The sequence below is a fragment of the Aeromonas sp. SG16 genome (genome assembly GCF_024436135.1).
GTDB lineage: Bacteria > Pseudomonadota > Gammaproteobacteria > Enterobacterales > Aeromonadaceae > Aeromonas > Aeromonas jandaei.
Genome location: NZ_JANFNW010000003.1, coordinates 290416 through 314561 on the forward strand (window position 1 = coordinate 290416; position 24146 = coordinate 314561).

Here is a 24146-nt window from a genome sequence, read left to right on the forward strand (position 1 = left end):
AAAAATATATATATTTATTTAATTCAATAACTATACCTCCGTGTTTATTAACCAAGGTAGGGACTCCTATGTTGAATCACTTAAAAAATTCAGTGTTGAAGATGAAGGCGCTTACTCGTTTATACGCATACAGTTATGGCCCTATGAATAGTACTTATTTAAAGCGTAGCTTAGATGTTGTGTCCGGTACCTTGGCTAGGTATCCTCGTGTTTATGCTCTACGTGTGGATCTGCGTTTTGCTAGTGAGTCGCCTGAAAATGATACTGATACGCTGACTTGTTTACAGCGTTCAGATTCATCAGTGATCACTCGCTTTATGGAGTCACTTAAAAGCCAATTACGTGCAGACCATTATCGTCAGAAACGGCGTGGGTCTCCGTCATTACCAACCGTTATCTGGTGTCGGGAGCAGGAGTCATCGGCATCACCGCATTACCACCTGATGCTGCTGTTTAACAAAGACGTTTATGCCTTCCTGGGAGATTATCGGGATTATGATGCTAACAACATGGGAACTCGGATCCAGAAGGCGTGGTGCAGCGCGTTGGGTCTCCCATACCCTGATAATGCAACGCTGGTTAACTTCCCTGCAAATCCACAATACAGGTTTGACCGTAATTCAGCGCGAAACTTAGATGACAACTTCAGCGCATTTTTATTTCGTATGGCTTACCTGAGTAAACAGAGTACGAAGGTTATGGATGGGCAACGCAACTTCGGATGCAGTCAAGTACGATAATATGCTTGAGCACATCAGTGCTCATTAGTATGCTATAGAACAATCCCTGCATATTTAATTAAAGGATATCTATGAGTGAATTTCTGAAAGTGCTGTTGAACATCCGCAGTCTACGTGCAGCAATGCGCGAGTTGTCTCTGGAACAAGTAAAAGAAGCACACGAGAAGATTGAATCGATTTATCTGGAGCGTTTAGAGCAGGCAGAAAAAGAGCAAGCTGCCAATGCTGAGCATCAGCAAAAGCTGGCTGAGTTCCAAGCGATGTTGGCTCAAGCTGGCATTGACCCGACTGAGTTGGTAGGCAGTGCCCCTGCAGCTGCGACTGCGGCTAAAGCTAAACGAGCACCTCGGCCCCCGAAATACCGTTATGTTGAGGATGGTGTAGAGCGTACTTGGACCGGTCAGGGCCGTACCCCCAAGTTCCTGGCTGAGCAGCTCGAGCAAGGTCGCCAGTTGGATGAATTCCTGATCTAACTAGATAGACAAGGCCATGCCGATAGGGCGTGGCCTTTCTGTATACGGACATATTTAGTATGCTCTTGATGCTGGCTTAGCTCAGTAGGTAGAGTGACTGACTTGTAATCAGTAGGTCACCAGTTCTATTCCGGTAGCCAGTACCACGATAACCACCGAGTACCTCATAGCCAACCCCGATGCCAACCATAAAAAACTTGAGCACAGAACGTACCGATCTGGATGTGCAATTGCGCGAAGCCATTGATAATTGGGACCCACGTCGCCCTAGGCGCTGGCTGGCTAAATATGGCGGTTGGCGAGTTGAGAAGCGCTCTATTCTCACACAGCGATATTGTGCGCTACGCGATGAAGCTCAAGCCTTACTGGCGAGCACTTAAATCAAGGAGAGGCTTCATCAGGTAGTTGTTCATTTGGTTGCACTACTCTTGGATTTCGCTGCTTTATGCTCCATCTCTTGAATAAAAGCTTGAAAAAATTCATACAACCCATAACGTCGATAGAGCTGCGCAAGTTCTCCCCGACGTATCAGTTTGGCCATCTCGGTATTCCAGAGTTGCTGTAGTTTTTCTCCCTTCTCGCTCTTGGGGAATACGGGATAGGTAGGTATCCAACGTAGCAAAGTGAGATGCATGTCCGCTGGGGGCGTGTTTGCTATATGTAACGAGCCTACTATCAGATAATAGCGATAACGGTTTTTACGAAGTAATTTTATAGCTGTCTCCGAACTGTCCACTTCATGTGCATTCACTGTGACAGAAAGATACTTCTCGAGTGCCCATCCAGGTGGCCATAATACGTGTTGTCCCGCCAGCGTGGGTTCGCCATGCCACCGGTGCTGCCACTGCTTGAGCATCATCACTGTAAGGTCATCTGCCGAGTCGGGATATTCCGGGAGCAGTACATGCTCGATTTCGTGCTGATAGACACCCAGCGCTATGTCTCCTTTGTTATTGATGATCATTGAGAGAGCACGCTTGTAGGGTACGATATGGGGGGCGATGACGTAGCCATGGGGTTGGTAAATTGCCCTGACAAGGTCGAGATAAAAGCCTTTACCGTCAGCTTGGCAGAAACGTGGCCAGTTATCGCAATAGATGTTGAGGGATTCTGCACGGCAGGTAAAAGAGTTACACAGGCAGCAAAGTAGCAGGACCCTTATATATTGGAGCGTCATAATGAGTCTCTCTGCCGCTGTTGAACACTTCAAGTTTATGTCATTCCACAGCGGTTGTCGGCGAATCAGGAGACACGTGAATCGCCACCGGTTTTGTAGATTCCGTGCTGTTAGATAAACCAACGTGAAGAGAGGTGTTTCAATGAGCGCAAAACGCTACCCTGACGAATTCAAAAGCGATTGGTACTCCGAATTGACGGCCACCAGGAATGGCAATGTCTAATTCTCGACGCCTTAGTATACAAATTCGCCAGTTCAGTGAGTCCCAGTGGGATTAAGGAACAACAATCCATTCTCGTCTGACCCCTTCGTAAGCCGAGCTCAAACCATACTGTTGCCAGATGTCGGCCATGGAGTGGTCGAAAACACCCAGAGTCAGTGATGCACGCAGTGGCTTTAGAATGTTAGCGGGCAGTTGCGGATGGCATGCTAGCCACCGCTCAACACGGGCAAGTACCATAACGCGCTGGACCTGTTTTCCCTGAACTGAAGTAGTAACCAGTTCTGGGCGCACATCGCTGATCAACAATTCAAAGCGACCCGCTTGCAGCATAGCGATGCCTTGGCTGGCCTTGGGTAGCAGTTTGTAGTGTATCCCAGCATTATCGAGCAGTTCTCTCAGTTCAGCCACATCAATGGCGCCAACCCTATAGTTGCGCAGCGCTTCGATGTTGCTCAGTTGTGGGACGGTTCCCAGTCTAGCGTAGACAGCGAGGGTAATGGGGGCTATTCGCGCGACATAGCGTAGAGTTTCGGCATTTTCTGCTGAAAAGTGCACACCCAGCCCGCAGCTGTTTGGCTCTGTGGCCACAATTTTGAGCAGGCGCCGCATGGGTTTCGCCTGAAAACGAACCTCTATCCCTTGCTGTTGGGCCACGCGGGCAAAAACATCAACATAAGGGCCGCTCAAGCTCTCCCCATTGAATTGAATGAAAGGGGGTAGGGATCTGCATAGATGTTCAAAACAGGTGCAGCCGATATCAGTTGGCACCATAGTGCTGACAGCGCACACCACCATCCCTTCATCGCCGTATCCTAAGGAAGTGTGACCAACTCAACGGGAGTTTGGACAGCACCGGGCAAGTCGGATTGTGGGGTTTTTTGCTCCAGCGCTTTGAGAGAGCATATTGTGCCTGCTTCCCTGGGTACTGTTCAGCCGTTGCCAGTACCAGTCTATCCTGCAGATATGAGTGGATCCCAGGAATGTTGTCATACCCGCCTATCAATACCTTGCCTGTTAGACCTAGCTCCTCCAGAGCTTGGACTGCACCGATGGCCATATTGTCATTGCCGCAAAGTAGCGCTTTGACATCTGGAACTGATTTGAGCAGATCGATGACCGCGCTCTTGCCCTCGGCAATTTCCCAAGAGCCGCTGCGCACCCCCGCAACAACCATGCCTGCCGAGCGCAGGGCTGCACGGAATCCGTCACTGCGAGCCCGACTGTTGATGGCACCAGGGAGACCTTCAATCAACCCGACCTTACTGCCCGCAGGAAGCGCTTTGGCAACATAATCGCCGACACTTCGTGCACCAGCAAAATTGCTGGGGCCAACGAAGGGAATATTCACACCTTCTAGTACCAGAGCCCGATCATCCAGTTTATTATCCATATTGATGACCAATATACCTGCGCGAATTGCCTCCATCAGCACAGGGAGCATGGCGACCGAATCAGTCGGCGTCACGATCAGCGCATCCACTTTCTGCGTAATCATACGCCTGATAATGGCTTCCTGACCTGTGACATCGACCTCCTGTTGTATACCTTCGAGCTGTAATGTCAGGGCATCCGGATGGGCTTGTACATACGATTCGGCCCCTTTCGTCATCTCGACAAAAAATTCGTTTCGTATAGATTTGAGCACCATGCCGATGGTTGGTTTAGCTGATACCTCAGAGGCCACAAAGAGTGTTACGACCGCCCACAACAAACATCTCTGCCAACAGTTGGTCATATTTCCTCCACCCAGTAGAACTAAATCATCAAGCGCCCCTGTGTTGCCAAGTATAAACCGGATATGGCTAGGTATAGGGTCCCGGAATGAGCTGGTGCGGTTGCGAAAGACATGTTGATGGGGGACAAAAGCTTCTTGAGCAAAACCGATTTATGTTTATCAGAATAGCGAGTCATTGAACCCTTCTTCCACCCCTGGTCTTCCATTTAACGTGATCTGTTTAGGCGACAACTACCCTGCCACTGGGGGTTCCGGCTCAACCTGAACACTTTGCCCCTCCTTTCCGGAAACAATGTTCAACATCCCGGAATTACTGTTCACATTCACCGGAATCATCCTTAACGCATTGATTTAACAACCTTTGATACGCTCTCCCTTTTGCCAGGGAAGAGCCTATGTCTGCCAAGCGGATTGCAATGCGTAAAATTCGTGAAGTGCTGCGACTGCGGCTGGAGGCTCAGCTCTCTTTTCGCCAGATCAGTATCTGTACCAAGATCAGTGTCGGCTCCATCCAGAAACTCCTCAAAAGTGCCCAGACGCTCGGCCTGACCTGGCCCTTACCTACCGAGCTTGATGATGGCCGACTGGCTGCCCTGTTCTATCCGCAGGCCGATACCACCATCTCGGCCCGCCATGTTGTACCGGATTGGCCCTCTGTCCATCAGGAGCTCAAGCGTAAGGGGGTCTCCAAACAACTGCTCTGGGAGGAGTACACCCAGCGCTATCCCAACAGCTGTTACAGCTACTCCCAGTTCTGCGACCGTTACAAGTCCTGGTGTCAGTTGCAAAAGCGCTCCATGCGCCAGATCCATAAGGCGGGGGAAAAGCTCTTTATCGACTACTGCGGGCCCACGGTGCCCATCGTCTCGCCGACTACGGGTGAGGTCCGTCAGGCCCAGATCTTTGTCGCCGTGCTTGGTGCGTCCAACTACACCTTTGCCGAGGCCACCTGGTCCCAGTCACTGCCGGACTGGCTGCAAAGCCATGTCCGTGCCTTTGAGTTTTTCGGTGGTACACCGGCACTACTGATCCCCGACAACCTCAAGCGCGGTGTCAGCAAGGCTTGCCGATACGATCCCGAGCTCAACCCCAGCTACCAGCAGCTGGCCGAGCATTATCAGGTGGCGGTGATGCCAGCGCGCCCTTACAAGCCCAAGGACAAAGCCAAGGCTGAGGTGGGTGTGCAGATCGTCGAGCGCTGGATCCTGGCCCGTCTACGCCATCAGACCTTCTTCTCGCTTGCCGAGCTCAACCAGTGCATCCGGGCTTTGTTAAATGAGCTCAACGAGCACCCGTTCAAGCAACTGCCCGGTAACCGACGTGAAGCGTTTGAGCAGTTGGACCGCCCGGCACTGGGACCACTGCCGGTGCATCCCTATCGCTATGTCGCCATCAGAACGGTCAAGGTCAACATCGACTATCACGTCAGCTATGAGCAGCACCACTACTCGGTGCCCCACCAGTATGTGGGCCAGCAACTGGAGCTCCATGCTGGCGACACTTTGCTTCAGGTCTATCACCAGCAACAGCTGGTCGCGAGCCATCCGCGTAAAACCATCCCGGGGATGAGCACGATCCCGGAACACATGCCGGAACGCCACAGCAAGCAGCAACGTTGGACGCCAGGCCGTCTCAAGCAGTGGGCTGCTGACATCGGACCGGGCACCTTGTGCTGGGTTAGCGAACGGCTGGAAGAGAAAGCCCATGCCGAGCAGGCATACCGACTCTGCCTGGGGCTACTGAGTCTTAGCCGGGAGTATCCGCCATCACGGGTCGAGGCCTGCTGCCAGTTGGCTAATCGGGAAGGACTGGTGCGACTCAAACAGCTCAAGTCGGTGCTGACCAGTGGCCGCGACCAACTGCCCGCAAGCCCGCTGAGCTACCCAGAGTTACCGCAAGAGCACGAGAACATCCGTGGCCCCCAGAGCTTCCACTAAAGAGGATACGCCCCATGACCCAACAAACCCTGACCCGCCTGAGAAACCTGAAACTGACCGGCATGGCGGATGCCGTGCAACAATAACTTGAACAGGCGAGTACCTACGAAGGGCTGCCCTTCATCGAGCGTCTAAGCCTGCTGGTCGAACACGAACAACTGAGCCGGGAGCAGCGTAAACAAGCTCGGCTGGTCAAGCAGGTAAGGCTCAAACTCCAGGCCACGGTGCAGGAGCTGGACTACCAGTCAGCACGCAACCTGGAGCGGTCACAGGTAGCAAATCTGGCCCAAGGAGAGTGGCTGCGCCGGGGCCAGAACCTGCTCATTACCGGCCCCTGTGGCTGTGGAAAAACCTACCTGGCTTGTGCGCTGGGCTACCAAGCCTGTCAGCAAGGGCATAGCACTCGTTACTACCGACTGCCACGTCTGCTGCTTGAACTGAGCCAGGCCAAGGTAGATGGCAGTTACGCCAGACAGCTGGGTCAACTGGCAAGGATAGAGCTGTTGGTCCTCGATGACTGGGGACTGGAAGCGGTGAATGCCGAGCAGCGCAACGCACTGCTGGAGATCATGGATGAGCGGTATGGGAAATACTCGACGGTCGTGGTCAGTCAGCTGCCAACGGAAGAGTGGTACGCGAGCTTGGGGGACAACACCCTGGCAGATGCGATCCTGGACCGGCTGATGCACTTCGAAAGAGATCCAGCGCTGTTTGAAACGCTATATCGTCAGGGAACTCTACCCTTTGATCTTGGCCGATTTAGCTGACTCAGCGCGAGTTTGTTGACATAGGAGCGTCAATGCGCTGATGGAGCGGTTGTTCAGAAGTCTTAAAACGGAGTGGGTGCCGGCTATGGGATACATGAGTCTGCGGGAAGCGAGACGGGATATCAGCCACTACCTGATGCATTACTACAACTGGCGGCGTCCACATCAACACAATGACGGGATACCGCCAGCAAGAGCCGAGGATCGGCCTAATCAAGTGTCCGGATTTAGTTGACCACTACAATCCGTTTGGATTCTCTGTATAGGAAATTGCATTTCCTCTAACATAGCCTCCAGAAAATCAAGCGTATTCGTGGCAGTGCATCGGTCATATAGCCACAATACTCGGTATCGTGTGCAGTCATCAATCGCTGTGTATTGGTATTAGTTTGACCCAATCTTACAAGTATCCATTTGTATCTGGTCGCCTGGTACAGGGCGTTCGTATCGAACAAACCCTGATTTTTGACGATATTGGACAAGTGGTTTGACCCCATGCCTGCTTAAAACCTTATGGATCGTTGCCAAAGCGAGGGAAATATCAAAATGTCGGCGTAACTCGCTCTGTATACGCAGGGCTCCTAAGTTGCGAGTCCGCCTGAGCTCTAGGATATGCAGCTCTTGTGAGCTCCAGACCTAACGGTTGGAAGAGTGTTGAGGTCGCTTACTGAGGCTCGCTAGACCGGCATCACCGTACTCTTTGTAGCGATGCCACCACTTCCTGAAAGTCGGTCTGGATATGCCGCACCGACGACATACCAGACCTGCGTTACCGGTTTCCTTGTAGAGGCGTACCCAGAGTAATCTTTGCTGAATTTCCCTGTTCATAGCATCACATCATAGTTAAATGATCTCTATGAATTACACACGCTATGGCTCAGTGAAAGTGTAGCACTATTAGGAATAGGAACAGTTATTTAGAAGCTTCGACCGACACCGGTTAGGGCCGGTGTCGGAAGATGTATATACTTGGTGATTATCTTAAGGAATTTCTTGGAAATCGCCCGGTTTCCAACTCTTATCAAACCAAGATTCCAGTGGACCATACAAACGTAATATAACATTGTAACTTTTATTAGGCATAGTTTGTATCCAATTGTTTTCATGACCTGCAGGTGCTTTGGGACCAAACCAAATGGTAAAAGAACCATCTGGATTGGGTTTGATCTGAGGGTTTAGGCTATCGAGCCCTGCAAGTTTTTGGTCTGTTTCTAGCATCGAACGATGTTGGCCAGAATAAACCATAAATGACCAAAAATTATTTGCCGGTATAGGGTTGGGAAGGGTTACTGAATAGTTTTTACCGCCATCTAAATATTGTCCCGTAGCATCTTTAGCCGTGAATGCATAGGCTGAGCCTGTTCCAACTTTGGGTGCAGCCATTGCTGGAGTTATCCCTGTAGCTACATAATGGAAAAAGATTCTATCATCAAGAACTCTTTCACCATTATTTAAAAATTCATAGCTCATACCAGCAAAAGGTGAGGTCCATTGACGATCTGGATAGAAAAATACCTCTTTTTTTCGTGGCGCAAAACTTATAGCTCTGGCAATTGTGTTCCCCATAGATACTGCATGAGTTAAGATTCGTTTCATTCTTGAATCAGGGTTAAATGGTTGACCCTTCTTGATGCCAATCGAGGCGAATAGTCCAACGGTTTCTGGATCGAAAGAATCCGCTGGCTCATATTGAACAACAGAATTTAGTTCCTCGTAAAAATGAAAGTCGTTAGAGTGAACAGTATTCATTTTTTTCCCTGAAAGATTGACGAAACGTTGCTGGGGGGGGGCGGTTAATTTTGTCAGTGGGTACATATGAAAGTTACTCTTAATATTGTTTACTGATTTTTCTATATCTCCATTTTTAACAAACGCACGGAAAAACATAAGGTTTCTGTAATTTGGGGTTTTAGCAACAAAGAAACCATCCGGTATGGCCCCCTTGTAATCTTTATGAACAAATAAATATTTTCCTCCCTGCCCCCTATCTGGTCCGGTTGTACCAACATCGATGACCCAGCGAAAATATGCATCATCTACCGGTCCTAGTTCTCCTTGTGGAATATCTACAACGATGGGACCATCTTTTACATTAATCTCTGCCATAGCATAAACTGTAGTAGAGTTTGCTGTAAGGAATAAAGACCTTGCATCAATCAAATTCTCGAAAATACCTAAATCCCCTGGTTTTACACCGGCCTTCTTAATGCCTTCAAGTATGGCATAAATGGATGCTGCTGGCATCCCCGTCAGAAAAGCCTGAGAGCCTCGTGAAAAGTCGAGAAAGTCGTAAGCAGTCTTTACGGTTTTATCACTTGGCATGCCATCAAAAAATGATAAATCACCAAGTAGATCAGTATGTATTACGTTAGGTGTGATAATCGACTCTGGCACATCTGCCTTATATTTTGGTTGCGTCTCTGCTGCTAGTGAATAGATTGGTGTTGTTAAAACCAACAATGAACAAACAACAGTTGCTTTCCGTTTTTTTGATGTGTTCATGTGTAAAGTATCTCCTTGTATTTTGCACTCAGATATTGAACATCATGGTTCAATTTTGATTGACTGAAGCTAATTTGTCAAATAAACATAGTGGGGCATAAGTTTAATGCGATGGTATACAGCATTAAACTTGTCCTATAACGTATGTTGAGAATCAAAATCTAATAAACATTTTTATTTTCCCTTTTTTGTGACTCAATATCATTAAATTGTGCTACGACCTGCTCAATTATAACGTTGACCCTATGTGGTTGATATTTGCGGTTTCTATATAGCAAGTATGCATCACACTCCACGTTAAATTCATTTGGGAAGCAGGACACCAAATACCCTTTTTCAATATCATCTCTCACTAAAAACAATGGAGCATAAACAACGCCCAAACCTTGTCGTGCTAATTCAACTGCATAATGAGCTTGATCACATAGGTATTTACCATTTACTTTTATATTTTTGACCTCACCTGTTTCACTATCTGTATATGACCAATTGTTATAGCTCTCACCGAGTGATCTTAATAGAATGCATGAGTAACTATTGCTTAAGTCATTTACCTTTTTAATGGGGTTCTCTTGCATGAAGTCAGGTGATGCGTAAAGTCCCATAGTAAACTTGGCGATCTTGCGTGCAATGAGATTTTCATCTCTTGGCATCGAAAATGAGAACATTAGATCCCATTCCGGTGGCATAACTAAATCCATTTTATCAATATCTATAGTATAAGATACCAGAGAGATAGATATGTCTTTGTGCTGGGCAGCAATCGCAGGCATGACATAGCGCGAAAGAAAAACAAGCGCCCCTAGTGGCGCTGCAATGGTTACATGGCCTATCGGTTTTTCTTTGTATGAATCAATAAAATGGGATACATCCTCATTGGCTTGTAAAACATGTTGAATACGCGGAAGTAACGCTTCGCCAAAATCACTTAGAGATAAATGTCTTGTCGAACGGTCAAAAATCTTTAGACCTATTTGTGTCTCTATGCTAGATAGTAGGCGACTCAAGTTTGCCTGAGATGTTCCTAACATTGAAGCGGCTGTACTGATTTTACCAACACTAGCTATACATGCTATTGATTTTAATTCATTGATTTTTAATGATTTCATTACGTTCTCTTCCATCGGTAACATCAATTGTTGTTGTGCTTGATATGAGTTTATCACTTTTATATTTCTTTAATAACAATGTGATTTGTCGTTTAATTATAGATAGATAAAAACAGTCTGCTGTCCAATTTTTAATTGTGACACCTATTTCTATCGGTTTACCTGTTAATATAGAGATTGAATGAAATGGTTAGCTGTGTTTTTAATAGATCTAACTTGTCTTCACTACTTGACGAAAAAATAAAAAACAGTGTTCCATTTACGTTGATGATGATAGTTGTAGATGTTTCATATGTAAAGAGTAGTTTTCTTGGTAAATATATAAATATAATAACTGATACGCTTGTTCATTTAGGCTTTGATGTTATAAGGGTTGGAGTGAATGAATTAGCAGCCATTATTCCTGGCTTTAAATGCGATATATGTGAAGATTTATTCATGGGAATTAACAGAAAGAGTGTTACTGTGGATGGGGAAGTCTTTATTAATTCCATGTCTGCCGGCACAGTGATATTCCCTGTTGATGCATTGACTAGCGATAATTTGATCCATGCGGCGAATGTCGCAGCAAAGGTATCGTATATAAATGGTTCACGGATGGTCATTGAGTATCGAAATGAATATGAGCGAATATATATGCCAGGATATAGCTTAGCTCAAATTCAGGAGATACTATCTAATTGTTACGCAGTTTATCAACCAGTTATTGACTGGGTCTGTGGGACTGTGTATTGCTATGAAGCCTTAATAAGGCATGAACATGTTCCCACGAAAGATATAATACATGCTTGTTCTTATTATAAATTGTGGCCTGAAATGTTTGATTTAATGTTAAAAAAAGTGGTCGAAGTTTCAGGCGTAATTGTTGAGCCTATTTCAATTAATATAGCACCATCCCAAGTTTGCCATTCCGGAGAGATATTTGAACAGTTAAAAAATTTAGAAGCGGATGGGTTTGATTTATCAAAAATAATCCTTGAGGTTACAGAGAATGAACCTATCAACGAGCAGGGTATATTCATGCAGAACTTGCAGCATTTAAGTGATATGGGGGTAAGGGTTAGTTTGGATGATTTTGGTTCCGGATTTGCCTTTTTTGACCGTTTAAAGTCAGGGCGATTTGATCATATAAAAATCGATAGGGATTGTATTTTTAATATTCACCTGATTAAGGAGAAACAATCCCTCATAAAATCGATAAAACTTTATTGTGATGAGTTAAATATCCAGATTGTTGCGGAAGGTGTGGAGCTGATAAATGAAGCTAAGTTTCTTGCATCCATGGGGATTACTTTAATGCAAGGCTTTTTATTTTCTCAGCCAATTAAAGTAGGCCGATTAGGAAGTGGTTTTATTAATAAAGTGCTTGGCTAAATAATATAAATACATCTTAATAATTTTGTGATAATCATGAGGGGTTTCATGAGCGATACATTTTATTCAAAAGTACATTCTTCGTGGCAGCAGAAGGGAGAGGATGAAATTGACTTGTTGGATTGGTTCTTCATCTTATGGAGAAATAAGCGAATCATAGTCGCTGTCATGTTAATTTCATCTGTCTTTGGGATCGCTTATGCTTATTCTGCAAAGCAGGTTTGGATGGCTAGTGCCAATGTGAAATCACCTGAACAGAAAGATATTTTTCCAATTGTTAGTATGGCGGGAAATTATAGTGCAGAAGGTTTTTCAGGTTTTCCTGATGGAAGTCATCTCTACCGAGACTTTCTCTTAGAATATAATAGTGAAGTAAATAAAAGGGCATTTCTTACTAAAGTAATAGAGATGTATGGTTTTGGTGAATTTAAAAGCGACATAGGAAAAAAAGATTTTATCAAGGCATGGACTCCAATGATAACCGCGCATCCCTTTGATGTAAAAAAAGGGGGGGGCGGCATGACTCTATCTTATTCTTTTAATGCTCCAGAAAATACATTTTTATTCTTCAATGAATATATTGATTTTATTGTAGAGCAGCAAACTAAAAAGTTAGTTGGTGATCTGGAGGCTAATAGGAACATTCAGATTAGTACGTTAAAACGATCATTGAGAAACTTAAGGTACGATACTGAAATAGAACTTCAGCGTGAGATCAATAATACGGAATCTAATCTGTTGATTGCAAAAGCTGCAACGGTAACTTTTCCTTTAGAAAATTTTGATGTAAATGGTGAGCGATTTCCTATTAGCCTTGGCGAGAAAGGATTAGAGGAAAAACTAAAGATACTTAAAAATATAAAATTGGAAGCCTATCAGCCCAAGATAGTTGAGTTAGAGGTGAAAATTAACAGGCTTGAGAAGCTCTCTTTCACTGGCATTAAATTTAGGCCATATTCTTATACAAGTAACCCAGAGGTTTCATCAGATCGTGAAAAACCAAAGCGAGCTTTAATTATAATGATGTCAATAATTTTAGGTCTAATGCTCGGTGTTTTATTTGTTATGGCGAAAAATATTTTGGCGAGTGTAATTAAACGCAGTTATGAGCAAAATATCAAGGTTATTACTGATTGACTCATGTTTGTTAACAGTTGTGCTAAATATCAGGATCTCGCCAAGAGCGAGAGTTATACCAAATTCTCTTTTTAAATACTACTAATTGGTTTGCAATTATAATATGAATTGTAGAATATTTCGTTTGGCAATTATATTGAATAATATACCATCTCGCCCCTATAAGATCACAGCAAAACAGCTGCATGATAAGTTGGCTCATAAGGGTATACAGATAAGTTTGCGTACAATACAGCGAGATCTGTATATTATGTCTTCAGTCGGTTTTTTTAATATTGCATCAGATAGCAGAAGTAAGCCTCATGGCTGGTTCATAGAAAGAAGCGGTTAACTTTTAATAATAACGCTGATATTACTCCCCCATTTTTATACCACTCCGTGACAATATATTTTTTGGGTTCTATAAGTTAACTATTTGCTGGATATTGAAATTTCTATGCTTGCTTGATAATTGAGTGGTTATTTTTAATTGTTATATATGATGTGGAAAATTGTTGGGATAGTGGATGTTGCTAACAATATTGATCCTCAGGCTTATTAGGTATGTTTTCAATTTTTTTAAAAAGAAATAATATGGGGGGGGGGAGTTTGCTCGTTATTATTATATTTATGTTTTTTTGTGGGAATATAAATGCAAAAGAGTTTGGATTTATTCAGTTTAAACATTACGATGCCAGTGAACAAGTGCTAACAATGAATATTGTAACGCCAACAGTAAATGGAGAGGTTTTTATTAGACCAAATGGAGGTTATATTTCTAAAGTGGATGTTGTTATGCTTGAGCGGCTATTTACTTTAAAGTTTAAAATGAAGTGTGAAGAGCTTAAAAATGGTGCGGATATATATTTTTTGGCGACTGAAAAACAATCATTAAAAGCAAAGGTTCCTGCTCAAAATTGTGCGAGAAATGATAATGAAAATGTTGATATTTTAATTGTGAATGGTGTCTGCACAATAAAGACAAATGGTAATAGCTTATGGCGCGCAGCCATTGAGCTTGGCAAACGAAACGGATTGTCTGTATATCAAAATGTTTATGGGATATTTATTGCCAATCGAGCGGCTTTCATTGGCGAGGATATACATAAGCTAAACAAGACGTCTTTAGTCTGCCCAGAGAATCGGTCTGTCGAATTAATATCTCCTATTCATGCAGAACAATTGTTTAAGGAGTCAATTTTATTTAAGTAGATAACAACTGTTGAAGTGTTACTGTTCATGCTAAACAAGGTGTTTTTTGCAATGTCAATTTAAATGACATGTTCGGATGTTATATGCATATATTTTTTATGCCTGCTTTCGACGTATTTATGAGGAGTTTATAATTGAATGGATAAGAGAATTGCAATTGCCTTATTTCCTTTGATCTCCTTCGCTGGAGATAGCGTTGCATTTGGTGAGGGGATTTTTATCAATGAGCGACAGATTAACTATGTCCGGGATAATCTCCATAGCCAACCTTGGCGTGGGGCATATGAGAGAGCTGTAAAGGATAGCTTTGCCACTAAAAATTATGTGCCAACGCCCTGGCTAACGGTTGAGTGTGGGGCATACTCTAACCCAAACTATGGGTGTGATGATGAGACTAGAGATGCATCGGCAGCTTATACTCAGGCTATCATGTGGAGAATGACCAGTGATGAAACGTATGCTCAAAATGCTGTGAAGATTCTCAATGCTTGGGCAAACACTTTAAAAGGGGGGCATACCAACCATAATGGTCCGCTACAGGCAGCATGGAGTGCAACTCTCTTTAGTCGTGCTGCAAGCATAATAAGAGATAGTTACGATCAATGGTCTATTGATGAAATAAAACGCGTTTCAATGATGTTTGATAGTCAATTCTCTCCAGATTTGGACAGAATGTTTACCGGTAGTTATGCTTGTTTCAATAAAAATTGGCATGCCAGTGCAATTGAAGCAATGCTTAATATTGCAGTGTTTAATAAAAACAAGATGCAGTTTGATCGTGCAGTTGATAAATGGCGTAGTTTGGTTCCTTCCTATATTTATCTTGAGACGGATGGGAAAAGACCCAAAGATGCATTCTGGTGTACCAGAAATGAATCACAAACGCTAGGTTACTGGAATAATCCCGTATCTTATGTTGATGGTTTGGCACAAGAGAGTTGTCGCGATTTTGAGCATACTGCCTATGGTTTGGCTGCGATTATAAATACGGCTGAAACCGCAAGGATAAATGGTGTCGATCTATATCAAGACAGTGCGAGTCAAGCCAAGTTACGACTCACGAAAACCATGGAGTTGCATAGTGCATATCAAATAGAGAGTGGAAGTAAACTATGCGTAAATTATGAGGGGTATAAGTTGAATACAATCGGTACGTTTGAGGTCGGATTTAACCATTACGCACTGCGTGAGGGTATATCATTACCTTATACTGAGCGTTTTCTAGAAAAGACAAGACCTACTAAAGGAAAGTTTCACTACTTATGGGAAACGCTAACCCATGGTTTGGTTGGAAATATTGGTGACTAGTTGTTAATGTAGTGTTGGTCTTGGTGTAGCTATAAAATAATAGTCTACGCAGTCATCTTGGATTGGCGGCGAAAAATGTTTCTCAATAAATAAAGCATTTTATCCAGTTGTCGTGACGATAGCAGGCACTTGCCAATCAATGCAGTTGCCTGCTATCTCAAATTAGAAGATGTAGCTCATCCCAAGGTAAATTTCTTGTTCTGAGAGGTCTGCCTTTAGTTGTTCATCTCGAAGAGTATTGCCATAGTTATTATCAAAGTTGTTCATGCCGCTTTCTACTTTACCAATTCCTGTATAGCGATAACCGAGATCAACAAATACAGACTTGTGCATATCAGCCCGTACACCAGCGCCGACAGAATAAGCCAAGTTGGTTTGTGTATTAGAATAAAATGACCGACTTTCAACACCTTGCCAACCACCTACGTCAACCTTTGCAAGGCCAAGGCCAGCTTGACCATAGAAAGAAAAGATATTGTTGATGGGGATCGCACGATATGTGTTGACCATCAATTTTTCGGTACTTACCTGATAGTTGTTGAGTGAGTTAGCAAAACGTGTACTGCCGGTACGGTATTCACTGTCTACTTTGCTATTGTATTCCAACTCGACTTGCCAGTTATTATCATATTTATAGCCAAGAGCAATGGCTCCACGAGCAAACTTATCTTTACTATCGATGTTAATGACATCTCCGACCCGTGGTCGCAAGCTGGTTTCCATGTTGTCGGCTTTCTGTTCACCGCCGAGAAATTTTCCACTTACATAGTATCCTTCAGCATGTGCCTGTTGCTGGTAAATGGTTAACAAAAGCAAAGGTAGTACTAATTTTTTCATATTCTTCTCCAAAAAGCATTGGCATGCCTATACAAAAAACAACGTTTTATTCAATCTTGATTGAACGAATGTAAGTATACTAGGTGTGACTTTATTGTAAATTATTTGTGATGCGCAAATTATACATATATTTATTTGTTTTTTGGCATCGAAGCGTCGTTTCATATGTTCATTGCGTGCCGATTGGTGCCTTATTTGTTTGTTTTGAAATAGATGTATGTCGAATATTTCATTTGGTTATTTTTTGTTGTCTATGATTAAATGCTCCCCGCTGTGGCACCCACGGTGGTAAAAACAAAATACACTGAAATTCCTTCAAAAACCTTGTGTGGCGTTTTCTTCAAAGTGTTTAACGCCTTCAAAATGAAGTTAAAGTTAGTGTCTCAACTTAAACGATTTAGGACTGAACTGATGAAAAATAAAACTCTTGTTAAAGCTAATCTTGTAATGGCGGTTGTACTGGGTGCGCTGGGGTTTGCAGGGGTTGCGAATGCTGCTGTCTCAACCAAGGCAATTTCACTGGGGTGGGCGGGTTCCGTTCCGACCGCTCCATCTGTAACTGGTGACTGGAAGTTCGTGGATATCCTTAGCGGTACGGATTATGTGCCAACGACAGGTAAGCTCGATATTAATAATGGTACTGCAGCTGGTACCAAGGCTCTGGATATGGAAGCTTTCAGATTTGGTATCAAGACCAATACTGGCACTTTAAAGGCATCGTCAACAGTTAAAGCATATCTTGCTTTCCCAGTCACGTTCGCTGGTCTGAATGCTACCAATCCGGCGGCTCAAGCTCCCACTGCAATCATTAGTGCCAATGGCACAGCTCTTTCCACCGGTGCCGCTGGTGCAGTTACGCTGGCGACTATCGGCGCGACCCCGACTGCTGATGCTGTGCCGGTGAGCGTTACAGGCAAAGGTACCCTTCCGGTTAACTCTTTCTCTGCTGGTGACAGCGTGAGTGTTGCTGCCACTGTGATGTTCACAGCCGAAGTGTGATCGCGTAGTTATCTAAAACGCCGGCTTGCCGGCGTTTTTTTTAGGGGGCGTTCATGAAGTTACAGTGGTTAGTGATAGCAGGTCTATTTGCCTTCGACTTGTATGCAGCGGTACCTCGCAACGCGTCTGTAACAAAGCAATTGGTTATCTCGGCAGATATTAATATTGCTGCCAAAGTGGCGCCGGGTATTGCTGTGACACTCATGGAACAGCAGGTCAGGTTGAATTGGGATAGTGTGGGAAAGAGCTTCGTTGACAGACGATTTGCTTACCATGTCTACCTTGACAGTACGGCAGCCGAGGCAACGACCCGTTACAGCATCGGGGTGCGGGATATCAACCTGAACTGTGCCACCAAGGGCGGTAATTACCACTACAGTGGCATCGACCCGAGCCGTGCAGGTGGGTTCGATAAGCCGGTGGTACGTTGGTCCAACGGAACACAGGCCACCATTGGTAGCGTTGGGCAGGCTGGAGATGTCAAAAGTCCCGCGAGCACCATGTCGATGTTATACAGCACCGAATTCGGTCGAGATGTGCCCAGTGCCCATGGCTCGATATCGTTTCGCTTTCCGCTGTTGACAAGAGAAGTCGTCGATGGCGGAGCCGATTGTACTGGCGGTGCCATCTTAATGTTTTATGGGGAGTTATAGTGCATGAGATTGTCTAGCGAAGTTGTTGTGATTACTTTGCTGCTGATCGCGCCCGGCATCGGCGTCGCACAAGAGCTGCCGCAAGAGTATGCACGTCTTATGCAAGAACGGGCACCTGACGAGTTCAAGGCACTGATGGCGCCACGGCCAATGGTTGCCGAGTTTGTGCTGGTCAATGGCAACAGTATTCAGCTCGATGCCCAACTGGGCAACTATGAGGTGCGACTCGACGATGCAGCCAGCATTGCCCGTTTTAAAGAGTTTTTGCTGGTTAACAATGTGAGTGATGGTGCGGCAGAGCAACTTGCCACAGACTTGCAGATTGGTAAAGGGAGTGCCCCTGATTGCAAGGGTGACAAGCAGCGTTGTCAGGTGCAGGTGGCAGACTCCTTCAGCGTAGTGGTCGATGCGCCCGCCAAGCGAGTGCGGGTCATGCTGGCACCTGATACATATCGGGAGGATACCGGCAAGCCTCAGTATCATGCTGCATATAACAGTCATCCCGCATTGATCAACAAGATGAGTCTGTTTCGCAGCCGGTTCAATGGTGAACTCAGCTCCACCTTCAACGACAAGATGGTGCTGGGTCTGCCCTATGGTCATCTACGTGCTGATTTGCAAGGGTTTGTCAACAATCAGGAACGTTCGTTGGATGTAGATAATCTCGAGTACAACCTGGATTTGGCCGGATTTCGCATGATGGCGGGTCGCAGTCGCTATTTCAATAACCAAAATACAACCAGTCTGCTTAATTTCAGCTCCCAGCAAAAAGAGGGGGTGTATCTGATGTCATCCCGCAACCTGATGCGGGGAAACAGCAGCAGCTATCAGCGCACCTACTTCTATATGCCGCAAGCAGGAGCGGTAGAGGCCTACCGGGATGGGCAGTTGCTATTCAGCCGCCCGGTTGACGCGGGCCAGCAGTATATCAGCTATGACCAGTTACCGCCCGGGATATACCAGCTCACCCTCAAGCTGAAATCTGGTGACAATGTCATGACAGAGCAAGTGGTGAGTATCAACAATAACCCATCGGTAACACTACCGACTGGACAAATGGATTACAGCGTGGGCGTATCTCGCCTGCGCAGTAATGAGCAAGAGTTGCCGATTGCCGAGGGGAGCGTGGCATTTCGCCCCCTCGACTATCTTCAGCTCGCCTCTGGGGTGATCCTGAGTGATCAGGAGCAGCTTTTTAGTGGTGCCATGAGTTGGAGTGTCAACGATACCCTTCGGTTTGACAGTGCCGTGGGCCTGTTCAGTGACAGTGCCCGCTATGTGCAAAGCTCTCTGACTTGGCACAATGTCACGTTTGGTTATCAAGCACTTACCGGCAGTGAAGGTGAGCCGATGCAGAGCCGCGGGCAAGCGACGCCGGTCGATACCCGTCTCTCCACCATGCTTTTTGGCCAAAGCAATGATTATCAGCAGGCATCCCTGTCGACCAGCTATCAGTGGGGCTCCTTGTCGGCGTATGCCAGTCTCTTTTTGTACGAGATGACCCCCGATGAGAGTGGCAGTGCCCAAACCGTCAGTGCCAACGCCGGTTTGTCGATGCCGTTTTATGCGAACTCCACCTTGGGGGTCAATCTGGGCATATCGGACAACGTCACGATGGCCAGTGCTGGTGATAAGAGTGGCTATAAAGATGTCACTCTCGGGGTTAACTGGTCGATGCCCCTGGGTGAACGAACCCAGATGATCGCCAACGTGCAGGGCAGCCGTAACGGTACGGGTAATGCGTACAGCACAGTGCGTCATCAATTTGCGCAGATGGGTAACTTCTCCACCTCGCTTGAGGCGGGGGCTCGTTATAACGGAATGCGCACCGAAGCGACGGCCTCCGGATCCTTCAATTATCGTGGTTCGGCGTTTCAGACTACTGGCAACGGCACCCTGAGCGAGAACAATAACAACCTCTTCCTCTCGCTGGAAGGGAGCCAGATCCTCTCTTCTGAGGGGCTTCACTTCACCGTGGATGAGAGTGAAAGCTATCTGATGGTCCGCGACAGCGGCACGCTTGACAAGCAGTCGCAGCCCGTGAGTCAGAGCGGGCTGCTGGTGATGGGCAACGAACGGGATTTTAGCACGGCCAAAGGGTTTCAAGCTGCGGGTGACACGCAAGTCACCCCGCTTGGCAACTATCAATACCACACGGTGAAAGTCCAGGGCGATAACGGTCTGATTCATAATCGGGGCGATCAGGATATCCGCGGGTTTGCCTTCCCCGGCACCTTGCTGACCATGGAGACCCGCTTCGAACGTGAATATCAACTACTTGGCGCCTTCTATTTGCCTGATGGTTCGCCGGCCAGTGACCTCACTTGCGATGGCGAAGCCTGCATGCAGGTAGAAAAGCTGGATGAGGGGCTGTTCAAGATCCGGCTCAGTGGTGACGGTGGCTACCAGCTGGTGTCGGGCCGCTATCAATGTCTTGATGACCGCAAGGTCGATACCGAGCAGAACCTGACCCGTCTGGCCCGGATTGACTGTACTGCACCATCCCGCGATCGCGATGGGCCGTCAATGCTGGCGGGGACACCTCGCTAACCTGTCCGCTGGCATGACCACGGGCCGATGAACACCTGACCCATAGCCGGTGCGGATCACACTGGCTGACCATGATTAACCGCGCCTCTTTGGGGCGCACAGACTTGATAACCGATGGAGGAACAAACAATGAAGTACACTCTGCAGGCCTTGCTGCGCGGCCTGATGGCCTCGATGCTGGCGGGATGGGCCATCACCGCCCAGGGTCTCTCGATTGACACCATGGTGCTGGTCAGCGGCCAACATCCCGATGGTGATGCCTTTACCCTGACCAACAACAGCCAGGAGCCGGTCTTTATCCGCACCGAGCTCGCCCGCATTGATATTCGCGACAACCAGAGCCACGAGACCCCGCTCACTCGCGACAACCTGGCTCAGTGGACCATGACGCTCGACCCGGCGCTCTTTATTCTCGACCCGGGTGAATCACGCAAAGTGAATTTGCGCCCGCTGACCGAGGCAGCAAGCCGGTTGCATGACGATGTCTATGCCGTCAGCTTTGTGCCCCAGGCACATAAAACCGGCATGAGCGACGCTGACACCATGAACCTGCAAGTGGGGTTTCGCGCCTTCTATGTGGTGCCGGCTGGCCGCGCCGAGATGAAATACCAGCTCGACTACGATCGCCGCAATGGCCAACTGACCCTGGATAACCGCGGCAATACCGCCCTGTTTGCGGTGTTGGATCAGTGCAGTAACGGTGTGCGCGAGCAGCCGGATCAACCCTGCAGCATGACCTTTCTGGCGCTGGCAGGCCGGGTCAAGCAGTTTGAGGTGCCCGAATGGCTGCGCGGCCCGAAAATGGTATTTGAGGTACAAAACCATGACAAGCGTTATCGCCAGCAACAGGAGCGCTAAAAATGAGCTTTATGTTCAGGGTCTGGCTTATCTGGTTATCCGTGGCGCTATTGCTGTTAGCCTTGTTGAGCCAACAGGCCTTAGCCGTGGTGACCCACAACGTTACCTTTACGGTAAAAAATAATGGCACTGTGGTAGCGAGCAGTGATATTGGCACATTTGATTCGACCGGGAAAACTCTGACTATTAGGCAGGCAGAGATACCTGCAGAAATGCGCAATATGACCCAGTTGCCTTGGCTTTTTACTAAGCAATCATATCAGCTGTGGCCAGTTGGGCGTGATATTAACAGTACTAACACTGTAAGTGGTTATTCATTGCCCATGTCGTACCGAGTAAAACGGCTCAATGCTTCTGCAGTTGTTGCTTATGGAGCTTACAATAGAAAGAACTGTATGTCAGAGGTCGGTGGATATGTTGAATTAAATATATTGACAGATGGTAAGCCATTATCTACTACATGTGAAAGTGTTCAAGCCACTTCTTATACCTCATCCGATAGGGAGGTGACCTTTAATGCATTACACATTGAATTTGTTTTTAGGGAAAATTTACCATCTCTTACGGAGTTGAAAATTCCTGCTGGTGTCTATGATTTTCCTGTGGTCCGTACAACATTCCAGCATCTACTCCAGGAGAGAGGGACTGGTGCATGGAAAGCAAATCCAGTTCATTGGGATATGAAGATCAAGGTGGTCGTCGAGCCCTCCATCGCTGTGATCGACATGCCTGCCAGCTTGCCGCTGGATGTGACCATGACGGCGGGCAATCGGCTGGTGGGCAAGGGGGCGGTGACCGCTACCATCAGCGGGGCGCTGGGCAGATACTTGAAAATCGAGCCGCGCAGCAGCACTGGCGGCAAGCTCATCAAGGGGGCGGAGCGGATACCCTATACCCTCTCGGTAACGCCCCTCACTGGCGATAACAAGCCGCGCCTGCTGATCGATGGCAACGGGACGGGTGCCCAGCCGCCAGTCACTATCGAGACCTTTGCCAGGCGCGATCAATACCGGCTCCGGTTTGATGCCGGCTTTAGTACCACCACCACCGGGCTCAGTTCTGGTCGTTTTAGTGATGATGTCACCCTGATCTTTACCACCCCGGACCTGCCCTGAATGGCGAGGCACAAGGCGCAGTGACTGACACTGCGCCTTGTTGCAGGGGGGGGGGACGGTAACTGTTCACCGGCAGGGACTGGACCAAGACAAGATGACAGGTAGCGATTGGCTGCATGAACTGGACACGGAGCCAGACTCCGGGAATGTCAGCAGCAAGACACGGCGATCTTCGGGTATGACTGTGCCCCGGCATGTTGAACACCAACTTGGGATCCTTAAGCGCGAAGGCGGCTTGGGTGGTGGTGCGCAATTAATCCAAACCGTTGCTGTTGGCTCTGGCAAGTTATCTGGTGGGGGGGGGCTTGGGGCTGTCGCACGGGATAGTGTCGCGTGAGAGCTGTTCGGGGAGCAAGCACACCGTAGGCACAGCTGCGCTAACGTGACTGCTTTTGTCAAACCGCGGGCTGGCATCATGATGCCCATTGCATGTCTATCCCACGACCCATTGCTGAACCATACCCTGTTATCTCCTATCGGTATGGCCAGCTGGGTTGAGCAGAATCCAAAGTGAGGTAGAAATTACTTGATTTGTCTCGTTTGGATCTGTATTTTGTCAGTTCAACTTGTTGATATTGTCTTTTACAGCAATATTGCAAGGTGAGTTTCCTGTCACATTCATGCGTGTATGTGTACCATGCTTGACCCGCGACCATTGGCCGCGGGTTTTTTTTCGTTTGCGCCACCAAGGGACGTGTCCCAACTCCAATATCAACCCCGGCTTTTACTTTACCGACCTCTGTCGATGATGGTTCTGCACTCTGATGACCCTTCACGGTTTCTTGGGGGGAGCAGCTGATTGAGCCCCATGCCTGATATCACTCCTGTCTTTCCTCTCCTCCTTGTTGCCCGCAATCTTCTCATTTTGCAAGTCGGTACCACCATCTATGGCTGTTGGTGCGGTGATCTTCTCCACAGCATCACGCTCCTGACAAGGGGGGAGCTCACCTCTGTCATACTTGCAAATTATCTCTTCGCCTTGGCCGTTGCGCGTGAGCCCGGTAGCAAGCATCAATGACCAGAGCCATCTGGCCTTGGCTCGCTGGCTTGCAACGCGAGTTGATGAAGTCTGCCTGGCTTGTGTGTCAATACCGATCGAACAACCCGTTTGACATCAGGGCTGTCACGTTGGCGACGACACTGATAGTGAAAGCAGTGCTATCGGCTGCCGGCAATGCCCCTGCGTCATGGTTTGCTCGTTGATCCAGAGAGTCATCGGGGCCAGTCTCTATTATTTCGGCCAGCTGTTGCTCCTGGGTTGGATGTGCGCATCAGACTCTCTCGGCAGCGGAGTAACCAGCTCAGCGAAGTGGCACATAGCTCATCGATGTGAACCACAAGACAATTCTGGGCTGTTGACAGTCTGCATCCTCAACCCGTCTGTTTGCCGATATATAAAGCCTTTGCATGTGACCTATACCGGCTTGTCTGGCGGTAGAGACGGTCCTTACGGCCAACGTG

Annotated in this window: 18 protein-coding genes, 1 tRNA gene and 3 pseudogenes; 15 read left to right on the forward strand and 7 right to left on the reverse strand. The window is 47.0% G+C overall.

All coding sequences use genetic code 11. The annotated features are described in order from the left end of the window. The first annotated feature begins 68 nt into the window (after nt 1-68). From NOM67_RS11475 to NOM67_RS11485, 3 genes are all read left to right on the forward strand, one after another. Nucleotides 69-740 carry an inovirus Gp2 family protein gene (locus NOM67_RS11475; RefSeq protein ID WP_255937116.1) on the forward strand — a complete coding sequence of 224 codons (672 nt, stop codon included), beginning with the start codon at nt 69-71 and terminating at the stop codon, nt 738-740. A gap of 71 nt (nt 741-811) precedes the next feature. Then, the gene (locus tag NOM67_RS11480) at nt 812-1213 is read left to right on the forward strand and encodes an H-NS family nucleoid-associated regulatory protein (protein WP_255937118.1); all 402 of its coding nucleotides are present in this window, start codon (nt 812-814) and stop codon (nt 1211-1213) included. Between the two features lie 70 nt (nt 1214-1283). Then, nucleotides 1284-1359 (forward strand) — tRNA-Thr (locus tag NOM67_RS11485). A 263-nt stretch (nt 1360-1622) separates the two neighbouring features. On the opposite strand, the gene NOM67_RS11490 is transcribed toward NOM67_RS11485, so the two are convergent. The 3 genes from NOM67_RS11490 to NOM67_RS11500 form a co-directional block, all read right to left on the reverse strand. Then, a complete protein-coding gene (locus NOM67_RS11490; RefSeq protein ID WP_255937120.1) occupies nt 1623-2390 on the reverse strand; it encodes an ABC transporter substrate-binding protein in 768 nt (255 codons plus the stop codon). Between the two features lie 274 nt (nt 2391-2664). Beyond that, the gene (locus NOM67_RS11495; protein WP_255937122.1) at nt 2665-3300 is read right to left on the reverse strand and encodes a hypothetical protein; all 636 of its coding nucleotides are present in this window, start codon (nt 3298-3300) and stop codon (nt 2665-2667) included. 112 nt (nt 3301-3412) lie between these two features. After that, complete coding sequence (locus NOM67_RS11500; RefSeq protein ID WP_255937124.1) at nt 3413-4348, reverse strand: sugar ABC transporter substrate-binding protein; 936 nt, start codon at nt 4346-4348, stop codon at nt 3413-3415. 395 nt (nt 4349-4743) lie between these two features. Here NOM67_RS11500 and istA point away from each other — a divergent pair, with 395 nt between their 5' ends. From istA to NOM67_RS11515, 3 genes and pseudogenes are all read left to right on the forward strand, one after another. Then, nucleotides 4744-6285: an IS21 family transposase gene (gene istA / locus NOM67_RS11505; protein ID WP_255937126.1), complete on the forward strand. Its 1542-nt coding sequence runs from the start codon at nt 4744-4746 to the stop codon at nt 6283-6285. Nucleotides 6286-6299: 14 nt separating this feature from the next. Then, nucleotides 6300-7052: pseudogene (istB, locus tag NOM67_RS11510) on the forward strand (IS21-like element helper ATPase IstB). A gap of 31 nt (nt 7053-7083) precedes the next feature. Then, nucleotides 7084-7287, forward strand: a pseudogene (locus NOM67_RS11515) (integrase core domain-containing protein); the annotation flags it as partial. Nucleotides 7288-7295: 8 nt separating this feature from the next. Here the strand turns inward: NOM67_RS11515 and NOM67_RS11520 are convergent. The 3 genes and pseudogenes from NOM67_RS11520 to NOM67_RS11530 all read right to left on the reverse strand — a co-directional run. Then, nucleotides 7296-7880 (reverse strand): annotated as a pseudogene (locus NOM67_RS11520) (helix-turn-helix domain-containing protein); the annotation flags it as partial. Between the two features lie 153 nt (nt 7881-8033). Further along, on the reverse strand, nt 8034-9554 hold the full coding sequence (locus tag NOM67_RS11525) for a DUF1254 domain-containing protein (RefSeq protein ID WP_255937128.1): 1521 nt from the start codon (nt 9552-9554) through the stop codon (nt 8034-8036). 161 nt (nt 9555-9715) lie between these two features. Then, on the reverse strand, nt 9716-10678 hold the full coding sequence (locus tag NOM67_RS11530; RefSeq protein ID WP_255937130.1) for a LysR family transcriptional regulator: 963 nt from the start codon (nt 10676-10678) through the stop codon (nt 9716-9718). Nucleotides 10679-10879: 201 nt separating this feature from the next. On the opposite strand from NOM67_RS11530, the gene NOM67_RS11535 reads away from it, so the two are divergent. The 4 genes from NOM67_RS11535 (at nt 10880) to NOM67_RS11550 (ending at nt 15673) form a co-directional block, all read left to right on the forward strand. Continuing rightward, nucleotides 10880-12037, forward strand: a complete 1158-nt coding sequence (locus NOM67_RS11535; RefSeq protein WP_255937132.1) for an EAL domain-containing protein — start codon at nt 10880-10882, stop codon at nt 12035-12037. A gap of 48 nt (nt 12038-12085) precedes the next feature. Further along, nucleotides 12086-13174 (forward strand): Wzz/FepE/Etk N-terminal domain-containing protein, encoded by a 1089-nt coding sequence (locus NOM67_RS11540; RefSeq protein WP_255937135.1) that lies wholly within the window; start codon nt 12086-12088, stop codon nt 13172-13174. Between the two features lie 543 nt (nt 13175-13717). Further along, nucleotides 13718-14365 carry a hypothetical protein gene (locus NOM67_RS11545; protein ID WP_255937137.1) on the forward strand — a complete coding sequence of 216 codons (648 nt, stop codon included), beginning with the start codon at nt 13718-13720 and terminating at the stop codon, nt 14363-14365. A 138-nt stretch (nt 14366-14503) separates the two neighbouring features. Further along, nucleotides 14504-15673, forward strand: a complete 1170-nt coding sequence (locus NOM67_RS11550; RefSeq protein ID WP_255937140.1) for an alginate lyase family protein — start codon at nt 14504-14506, stop codon at nt 15671-15673. A 162-nt stretch (nt 15674-15835) separates the two neighbouring features. Here the strand turns inward: NOM67_RS11550 and NOM67_RS11555 are convergent, their stop codons facing one another. After that, nucleotides 15836-16510 (reverse strand): outer membrane protein, encoded by a 675-nt coding sequence (locus NOM67_RS11555; protein ID WP_255937143.1) that lies wholly within the window; start codon nt 16508-16510, stop codon nt 15836-15838. A 285-nt stretch (nt 16511-16795) separates the two neighbouring features. Here NOM67_RS11555 and NOM67_RS11560 point away from each other — a divergent pair, with 285 nt between their 5' ends. From NOM67_RS11560 to NOM67_RS11580, 5 genes are all read left to right on the forward strand, one after another. After that, entirely contained in the window at nt 16796-17509 is a 714-nt protein-coding gene (locus tag NOM67_RS11560) for a hypothetical protein (protein ID WP_255937146.1), read from the forward strand. Nucleotides 17510-17562: 53 nt separating this feature from the next. After that, a complete protein-coding gene (locus NOM67_RS11565) occupies nt 17563-18162 on the forward strand; it encodes a hypothetical protein (RefSeq protein ID WP_255937149.1) in 600 nt (199 codons plus the stop codon). 36 nt (nt 18163-18198) lie between these two features. After that, entirely contained in the window at nt 18199-20712 is a 2514-nt protein-coding gene (locus NOM67_RS11570) for a TcfC E-set like domain-containing protein (protein ID WP_255937151.1), read from the forward strand. Nucleotides 20713-20841: 129 nt separating this feature from the next. Continuing rightward, nucleotides 20842-21570: a hypothetical protein gene (locus tag NOM67_RS11575; RefSeq protein ID WP_255937154.1), complete on the forward strand. Its 729-nt coding sequence runs from the start codon at nt 20842-20844 to the stop codon at nt 21568-21570. Between the two features lie 2 nt (nt 21571-21572). Next, nucleotides 21573-22685 (forward strand): hypothetical protein, encoded by a 1113-nt coding sequence (locus NOM67_RS11580; protein WP_255937157.1) that lies wholly within the window; start codon nt 21573-21575, stop codon nt 22683-22685. Nucleotides 22686-24146 lie beyond the last annotated feature (1461 nt).

What these genes read in the sequence shown, in the direction of transcription:
- NOM67_RS11475 (WP_255937116.1), top strand. Translation starts at nt 69, where the DNA reads ATGTTGAATCACTTAAAAAATTCAGTGTTGAAGATGAAGGCGCTTACT.
- NOM67_RS11480 (WP_255937118.1), top strand. Translation starts at nt 812, where the DNA reads ATGAGTGAATTTCTGAAAGTGCTGTTGAACATCCGCAGTCTACGTGCA.
- NOM67_RS11490 (WP_255937120.1), bottom strand. Translation starts at nt 2,390, where the DNA reads ATGACGCTCCAATATATAAGGGTCCTGCTACTTTGCTGCCTGTGTAAC.
- NOM67_RS11500 (WP_255937124.1), bottom strand. Translation starts at nt 4,348, where the DNA reads ATGACCAACTGTTGGCAGAGATGTTTGTTGTGGGCGGTCGTAACACTC.
- istA (WP_255937126.1), top strand. Translation starts at nt 4,744, where the DNA reads ATGTCTGCCAAGCGGATTGCAATGCGTAAAATTCGTGAAGTGCTGCGA.
- NOM67_RS11525 (WP_255937128.1), bottom strand. Translation starts at nt 9,554, where the DNA reads ATGAACACATCAAAAAAACGGAAAGCAACTGTTGTTTGTTCATTGTTG.
- NOM67_RS11530 (WP_255937130.1), bottom strand. Translation starts at nt 10,678, where the DNA reads ATGGAAGAGAACGTAATGAAATCATTAAAAATCAATGAATTAAAATCA.
- NOM67_RS11540 (WP_255937135.1), top strand. Translation starts at nt 12,086, where the DNA reads ATGAGCGATACATTTTATTCAAAAGTACATTCTTCGTGGCAGCAGAAG.
- NOM67_RS11545 (WP_255937137.1), top strand. Translation starts at nt 13,718, where the DNA reads ATGTTTTCAATTTTTTTAAAAAGAAATAATATGGGGGGGGGGAGTTTG.
- NOM67_RS11550 (WP_255937140.1), top strand. Translation starts at nt 14,504, where the DNA reads ATGGATAAGAGAATTGCAATTGCCTTATTTCCTTTGATCTCCTTCGCT.
- NOM67_RS11555 (WP_255937143.1), bottom strand. Translation starts at nt 16,510, where the DNA reads ATGAAAAAATTAGTACTACCTTTGCTTTTGTTAACCATTTACCAGCAA.
- NOM67_RS11565 (WP_255937149.1), top strand. Translation starts at nt 17,563, where the DNA reads ATGAAGTTACAGTGGTTAGTGATAGCAGGTCTATTTGCCTTCGACTTG.
- NOM67_RS11575 (WP_255937154.1), top strand. Translation starts at nt 20,842, where the DNA reads ATGAAGTACACTCTGCAGGCCTTGCTGCGCGGCCTGATGGCCTCGATG.
- NOM67_RS11580 (WP_255937157.1), top strand. Translation starts at nt 21,573, where the DNA reads ATGAGCTTTATGTTCAGGGTCTGGCTTATCTGGTTATCCGTGGCGCTA.